Origin of the sequence: Streptomyces sp. SM1 (genome assembly GCF_002910825.1) — a bacterium.
Lineage (GTDB): Bacteria > Actinomycetota > Actinomycetes > Streptomycetales > Streptomycetaceae > Streptomyces > Streptomyces okerensis.
This window is the reverse complement of sequence record NZ_NEUB01000537.1, coordinates 1-6,886: the sequence shown is the minus strand read 5'-3', so window position 1 is coordinate 6,886 and position 6,886 is coordinate 1. Positions and strand designations below refer to the sequence as shown.

6 protein-coding genes and 2 pseudogenes are annotated in these 6,886 nt (G+C 71.7%); 5 read left to right on the top strand and 3 right to left on the bottom strand.

The features are described 5' to 3' along the window. From B9S61_RS13000 to B9S61_RS42255, 3 genes and pseudogenes are all read left to right on the top strand, one after another. A pseudogene (locus B9S61_RS13000) lies at positions 1-280 on the top strand (hypothetical protein); the annotation flags it as partial. Positions 281-488: 208 nt separating this feature from the next. After that, a pseudogene (locus tag B9S61_RS42260) lies at positions 489-638 on the top strand (antibiotic biosynthesis monooxygenase); the annotation flags it as partial. A 166-nt stretch (positions 639-804) separates the two neighbouring features. After that, positions 805-1,311, top strand: coding sequence for a group II truncated hemoglobin (locus B9S61_RS42255; protein WP_103542395.1), 507 nt, complete (start codon positions 805-807; stop codon positions 1,309-1,311). Positions 1,312-1,386: 75 nt separating this feature from the next. Here B9S61_RS42255 and B9S61_RS12990 read toward each other — a convergent pair whose 3' ends face one another. Next, positions 1,387-2,370: an NAD(P)H-quinone oxidoreductase gene (locus B9S61_RS12990; RefSeq protein WP_103542394.1), complete on the bottom strand. Its 984-nt coding sequence runs from the start codon at positions 2,368-2,370 to the stop codon at positions 1,387-1,389. A 141-nt stretch (positions 2,371-2,511) separates the two neighbouring features. Between B9S61_RS12990 and B9S61_RS12985 the strand changes: the two genes are divergently transcribed. Beyond that, positions 2,512-3,585, top strand: coding sequence for an ATP-binding cassette domain-containing protein (locus B9S61_RS12985; RefSeq protein WP_103542393.1), 1,074 nt, complete (start codon positions 2,512-2,514; stop codon positions 3,583-3,585). Then, positions 3,582-4,430: an ABC transporter permease gene (locus B9S61_RS12980; RefSeq protein ID WP_103542392.1), complete on the top strand. Its 849-nt coding sequence runs from the start codon at positions 3,582-3,584 to the stop codon at positions 4,428-4,430. The genes B9S61_RS12985 and B9S61_RS12980 overlap by 4 nt, the downstream gene beginning before the upstream one ends. Positions 4,431-4,510: 80 nt before the next feature. On the opposite strand, the gene B9S61_RS12975 is transcribed toward B9S61_RS12980, so the two are convergent. Both B9S61_RS12975 and B9S61_RS12970 read right to left on the bottom strand, forming a co-directional pair. Next, complete coding sequence (locus tag B9S61_RS12975; RefSeq protein ID WP_103542391.1) at positions 4,511-5,608, bottom strand: TrkA family potassium uptake protein; 1,098 nt, start codon at positions 5,606-5,608, stop codon at positions 4,511-4,513. Further along, a partial coding sequence (locus tag B9S61_RS12970) for a molybdopterin molybdotransferase MoeA (protein WP_103542390.1) occupies positions 5,605-6,886 on the bottom strand: 1,282 nt, incomplete at its 5' end. The genes B9S61_RS12975 and B9S61_RS12970, both read right to left, overlap by 4 nt.

The window sequence follows — 6,886 nt, the reverse complement described above, 5'->3', positions numbered from 1 at the left end:
GGACGACGGTGCCGGGACCGAGCGGCCGGACGTACCCCGGCGTGCCGACGAGGAGACCCTGTCCCGGGCACCCGGCACCGGCGACAGCACTCCGGGGGGGCCGGCCTCCCCGGCGGCGGTGCCGGTGCCCTCCACGTCGTCGGAGGCGGCGGAACGCCACACGGTCGCGAGCACCGAGCCCGTACTGCGCATCCTCCCGCTCGGCAGCGGCCTGGTCCTCATCGGCCTGGGCTTCGGCCTCGCCTTCGTCGCCCTGCGCATGCGCCAGGCCGCGGGCTGACCTCGTCACGCGCCCGGCTGTCGCGGCCCCCGGCCGCCGGGCCGTCCCCCTGACGCGAGCGGTGCGGCCGCATGGGCCGCGGAGGGCTGACGGACACGGCGGCAGACCCGACGGCAGGATTTCGGACGGCTGCCGTGGTCTGCATGACAGGCCGCGACAATCCGGGCAGGCTTTCTCGCGCCGACATGACGACAGGGGGATTCACACCATGTCCACGACCGTCGAGTACATCCGCTACCGCATCGCGTCGGGCGATCGGAAGGCCTTCGAGACCGCGTACGCCAAGGCCGCCGAGTCGCTGGCAGCGTCACCGGAATGCGTCGACTACGAACTGTCCCACTGCCAGGAGGAGGCCGAACGGTACATCCTGCGCATCCGCTGGACCTCCGTCGAGGACCATCTCCAGGGCTTCCGCGGCGGCGGGCATTCCCCGCGTTCTTCCGGGCGATCCGACGTGACGTCGATCGAGGAGATGCAGCACTATCTGACCACCGAGGCAGGGCCGCGGGACAGAAGCAGCGGCAGTGAGCGGGCAGTCCGTCGAGCAGGCGGGGGGAGACGCGACGGACGGGCAGCCCACCCTCTACGCGTGGGCGGGCGGCGAAGCGGCCCTGCACCGCCTCACCGAGGTCTTCTACGGCCAGGTCCTCGAGGACCCCGTCCTCGCACCGGTCTTCGCCGGCATGGACGCCGGGCATCCGCGCCATGTGGCCCAGTGGCTCGGCGAGGTCTTCGGCGGCCCCAAGGCCTACACCGCCGGCCGCGGCGGCCACCCGCGCATGGCCGCCCGGCACCTGGGCCGCGGCATCACCGAGAAGCAGCGCCGCCGCTGGGTGGACCTCCTCCAGGACGCCCTGGACGAGGCCGGACTCCCGTCCGACCCCGAGTTCCGCGCGGTCTTCGTCCACTACATCGAGTGGGGCACCCGCATGGCGGTCCTGTACTCGGGCGAGAACCCGCCCCCGGTCGACGCGGCCGACGTCCCGGTCTGGAGTTGGGGCCGGACGCCGCCCTGGCAGCCGGAGGGCTGACCCGGGCGGGGGGCGAGGTCTCCGGGGGCCGGAGCCCTGGGAGGTGATCCCGGGGTCGTGGTCCCCGGCCCCGGGTCAGGACGGTGTGACCAGCAGGACCTTGCCGATGTGGCCGCTGTCCTCCACGACCCGGTGGGCGGTGGCCGCGTCCGGCATCGGGATCTCCCGGTCCACGACGGGGCGGACGTGGCCGTCGGCGACGAGCGGCCAGACGTGTTCCCGTACAGCCGCCACGATCGCCGCCTTCTCCCGGGCCGGCCGGGCCCGCAGCGAGGTCGCGCTGATGGCGCCGCGCTTGGCGAGGAGGGCACCGATGTTCAGCTCGCCCTTGACACCGCCCTGCATACCGATGATCGCGAGCCGGCCGTTGACGGCGAGGGCCTGGACATTGCGGTCCAGGTACTTGGCGCCCATGTTGTCGAGGATGACGTCCGCGCCCGCCCCGTCGGTGGCCCGCTTCAGCTCCGCGACGAAGTCCTGTTCGCGGTAGTTGACCAGGATGTCGGCGCCGAGCTCCGCGCAGCGCTCCAGCTTCTCCGCGGTGCCCGCCGTGACCGCGACCTTCGCGCCGACGGCCTTGGCGAGCTGGATCGCCATGGTGCCGATGCCGCTGGAGCCGCCGTGCACGAGGAACGTCTCCCCGGGACGGAGGTGGGCGACCATGAAGACGTTCGACCAGACCGTGCAGACGACCTCCGGGAGCGCCGCCGCCTGATCGACGGTGAGCCCCTCGGGGACGGGCAGCAGCTGCCCGGCGGGAACGGCGACCTTCTCGGCGTAACCGCCGCCCGCGAGCAGCGCGCAGATCTCGTCGCCGACGGCCCAGCCGTCCACCCCCGGACCGAGCGCGGCGATCCGTCCGGAGCATTCGAGACCGGGGTACGGGGACGCGCCGGGCGGAGGATTGTAGAAGCCCTGCCGCTGGAGGATGTCGGCCCGGTTGACGGCACCGGCCACCACCTCGACCAGGACCTCGCCCTCGCCGGCCACCGGATCGGGGACCTCGTCCCAGACCAGCGCCTCGGGCCCACCGGGTTCGGGAATCGTGATCGCATGCATGGGGGGACGGTACCTCCGGTATCTCCGATGGCGCGGGGGCCACGGGGCGGCGGGCGGAAAACCCATGTGCGGGACCGATGAGTTTGCGCGACGGTGAAGGTCTGTCCATGCGTAGCCCAAGCACGCGGAAGGACCCGAAGCATGAGCACGCAATCGTCCGGCCCGGCGATCGAGACCGTGGGCCTGGTCAAAACCTTCGGTGAGACACGGGCCGTCGACGGAGTCGATCTGACCGTGCCGGCCGGCACGGTGTACGGCGTCCTCGGACCGAACGGCGCAGGCAAGACCACCACCGTGAAGATGCTCGCCACACTTCTGCGCCCCGACGGCGGTGAAGCCCGCGTCTTCGGTCACGACGTCGTGCGCGACGCCGACCAGGTGCGCGGCCTGGTGAGCCTCACCGGTCAGTACGCGTCCGTGGACGAGGACCTCACCGGCACGGAGAACCTGGTCCTGCTGGCCCGGCTCCTCGGCCACCACAAGACGACCGCCCGCACCCGGGCGGCCCAGCTCCTGGAGGCCTTCGGTCTCACGGAGGCGGCCGGGAAGCAGGTCAAGCACTACTCGGGCGGCATGCGGCGCCGCATCGACATCGCCGCGTCCATCCTGAACACCCCCGACCTGCTGTTCCTCGACGAGCCGACCACCGGTCTCGACCCGCGCAGCCGCAACCAGGTGTGGGACATCGTGCGCGCGGTCGTCGCCCAGGGCACGACCGTGCTGCTGACCACGCAGTACCTGGACGAGGCCGACCAGCTGGCCTCCCGGATCGCCGTCATCGACCACGGCAAGGTGATCGCCGAGGGCACCAAGGGGGAGCTGAAGGCGTCCGTCGGCGCCGGATCCGTCCATCTGCGGCTGCGCGACGCGGACCGGCGGCCGGAGGCGGAGCGGCTGCTGCGGGACCTGCTCCACGCGGAGGTGCAGCTGGAGCACGACCCGGTGGCCCTCACCGCGCGCCTGGGCGCGGCGACGAGCGACTCCGCGGCCGAGCAGGCGGCACGGGCGCTCGGTGAGCTCGCCCGGGACGGGATCACCGTGGACAACTTCTCCCTGGGACAGCCCAGCCTCGACGAGGTCTTCCTGGCGCTGACCGGACGCGAGACCGACGGGAGCGCCGGAGACGGTGGCACCGGCCCGGACACCGACGCCGACACCGGCACCGGCACTGGCACTGGCACCGGCACTGGCACGAAGGACGAGGTGGCGGCATGAGCACGGTCACAGGCACCGAGAACCAGGAGCTCGCGCCGGTCAGCACCGAGTCGCTCGCCGCTCTGCTGGTCGCGAAGGAGCGCCCGCAGCGGCCCAGCTCCCCGTCCACCTCCCTGACCTTCGGCTGGCGCGCCATCCTGAAGATCAAGCACGTGCCGGAGCAGCTCTTCGACGTCACCGCCTTCCCGATCATGAACCTGTTGATGTTCACGTACCTCTTCGGCGGTGCGCTGGCGGGTTCTCCCCAGGACTACATCCAGTTCGTGCTGCCCGGCATCCTGGTGATGTCGGTCGTGATGATCACGATGTACACCGGCGTCTCGGTGAACGTCGACATCGAGAAGGGCGTCTTCGACCGCTTCCGCTCGCTGCCGATCTGGCGGCCGTCGGCCATGGTCGGCTACCTGCTCGGCGACGCGCTGCGCTACACCATCGCGTCCGTCGTCATGCTCGCCATGGGGCTGCTGCTCGGCTACCGGGCGGACGGCGGGTTCCCCGGCGTGGTCGCCGGGATCGCGCTGCTGCTGGTGTTCTCGTTCGCCTTCTCGTGGATCTGGACGATGTTCGGGCTGATGCTGCGCACCGAGAAGTCGGTGATGAGCGTCAGCATGATGGTGATCTTCCCGCTCACCTTCCTGTCCAACGTCTTCGTCGATCCGCGCACCATGCCGGGCTGGCTCCAGGCGTTCGTCAACAACAGCCCCGTCACCCACCTCGCCTCAGCGGTGCGCGGACTGATGGCGGGCGACTGGCCGGCCGACGAGATCGCCTGGACGCTGGGCTGGGCCGCACTGTTCGTGGCGGTCTTCGGACCGGTCACGATGCGGCTCTACAACCGCAAGTAGGTGAACGGGGAAGCCCTCCGGGGGCGAGGCCGGGGATGCGGTCCGAGCCCCCGGGAGGGGTTCAGCTCCGGGGGAGGGGTTCAGCTCCGGGGGAGCGGGCGGATGTCGGGCGCGATCCGCGTGCCCGGCGTCGCCCGCACGATCGTGATCAGCCGGTCGGTCAGTTCCAGCGTCCCGACGGCCGGATCGTCGTAGCCCAGCACCCGGTGCCCGCGTACGACGCTCACCACCAGGTCGTTCGTCTCCCGCGGCGTCTTGCCCACCTCGGCCTTTATGACCGGCCGCTCGATCATGTCGAGCCCGGTCCCCTGCTGGATGAGGTCCTCCATGACCATGCCGGCCGAGGGGCTGAGCACCGAGAGTCCGAGCAGCCGCCCGGCCGCGCTGGCGCTGGTGATGACCGCGTCGGCACCCGACTGCTTGAGCAGCGGGGCGTTCTCCTCCTCGCGCACCGCGGCCACGATCTTCGCGCCCCGGTTGAGCTGTCGCGCGGTCAGCGTCACCAGGACGGCCGTGTCGTCGCGCTGCGTCGCGATGATGATCTGCCGTGCCCGGAACACCTCGGCCCGTTTCAGCACCTCACTGCGCGTGGCGTCCCCTATGACGCCCGCGAAGCCGTCCGCCGTGGCCGCCTCGATCGCCTTCGCGCTGGGATCGACCACCACGACCTGCTCCTTCCGGAGCCCTGTCGCACAGACCGTCCGGATCGCGGACCGTCCCTTGGTCCCGAACCCGACGACAACGGTGTGATCGCGCAAGGCGGACCTCCAGCGGTTCAGTCGCCACTCCTCCCGGGTGCGTTCGGTGAGGGCCTCGAGGGTGGTGCCGACCAGGATGATCAGGAACAGCACGCGCAACGGCGTGATGACGAAGATATTGGTGAGCCGGGCACCGTCACTGACCGGCGTGATGTCGCCGTACCCGGTGGTGGAGAGAGTGACGGTCGCATAGTAGAACGCGTCGAGGAGATCGATGGATCCGTCGGAGTTGTCGTTGTAGCCCGTACGGTCGGCGTACACGACAAGCGCCGTCACCACGAGCACGACCAAGGCCACCGACAGCCGTTTGGTGACCTGACGGATCGGATACTCCACCATCTTCCTCGGGAGTTTCACCCGATGGGTCACCAGATGTTCGTCCGCCTGGCGAGCGATGGCGTCCTGGCCCGGAAGTTTCACGTGAAACACACCCCGATTCCCCCGGACGCCCAGGGCAGGTCGAGCAGTTCCGTCTCCTCTCCGGGCCCCGAACCTCCGGGGGGCACGACGGCGAGCGCGTCCGCCGCCGCGACACCGCGCAGCATGGCCGGACCGTTGTAGAGCAACGGCAGCGCCCGGTCGCCGCGCAGTACCACCGGGATCAGCCGGGTGTCGTACGGGTGCCCCTGCACCGCGTCCCGCAGCGGCAGCGTGTACGGCTCCGGGGCGGGACGGGCCGCGAGGGTCCGCAGCAGGGGCTCGGCGAGGGTGAGCAGTCCGGAGACCGCGGCCAGCGGATTGCCGGGCAGGCCGACGAGGTACTGGTCGTCCTTGGTGCGGGCCAGGAGCATGGGGTGACCGGGACGCACCGTGACGCCGTCCACGAGAAGGTCGGCACCGATACGGCGCAGCGTGGGGTGCACATGGTCGACCGGGCCGGCGGCGGTGCCGCCGGTGGTGACGATCACCTCGGCGTCGCAGGCGGTGATCGCCCTGTACAGCGCCTGTTCGTCGTCGCTCACCCGGCGTACCTCGGTGACCTCCGCGCCGAGTGCGCGCAGCCAGGGCGGGAGCAGCGGACCGAGCGCGTCCCGGATCAGGCCGTCGTGCGGCAGTCCCTCACCGAGCAGTTCGTCGCCGAGGACGAACACGGCGGCGCGGGGGCGGGGGACGGCGGTGAGCGTGTCGTATCCGGCGGCGGCCGCCATGCCCAGGACGGGCGGGGTGACCAGGGTGCCCACGGGCAGCAACTGGTCGCCGCTGCGGCACTCCTGGCCGCGGGGGCGGATGTCCTGGCCGGGAGTGACCGTGTGCGGTGCCCGGTCGGCGGCCGTGATGTGCAGCCGTCCCTTGCCGTCGGTGCGGCCGTGTTCGCTGCGGAGCACGGCGGTGGTGTCCGGGGGGATACGGGCACCGGTGGCGATGCGGACGGCCTCGCCGTCGGTGAGCGGGGCGTGCCCGGCGTGCCCGGCGAGGACGCCTTCCTCCCGCACCTCCCAGGGGCCGGAGCCGGAGACCGCCCAGCCGTCCATCGCGGAGGTGTCGAAGGAGGGCAGGTCGGTGAGGGCGTTGAGGGGGGCGGCCAGGGTGAGGCCGAGGGTGGCGGCGAGGGGGACGGCCACCGGGGTCAGATGGCCGGTACGGCTGCCGGCGCGGTGACGCGGTGCGCGTTCGGCGGCGGCACGGGCTTCGGCCCAGGTGGCGGCGGGATGGTGGGAGGAGTGCGGGCGGTGCGGGCCGCCGGGATGCGGGCCGTGC

Excerpts from the sequence above, each read along its gene's own strand:
- B9S61_RS12990 (WP_103542394.1), bottom strand. The coding sequence starts at position 2,370 with ATGCATGCGATCACGATTCCCGAACCCGGTGGGCCCGAGGCGCTGGTC.
- B9S61_RS12980 (WP_103542392.1), top strand. The coding sequence starts at position 3,582 with ATGAGCACGGTCACAGGCACCGAGAACCAGGAGCTCGCGCCGGTCAGC.
- B9S61_RS12985 (WP_103542393.1), top strand. The coding sequence starts at position 2,512 with ATGAGCACGCAATCGTCCGGCCCGGCGATCGAGACCGTGGGCCTGGTC.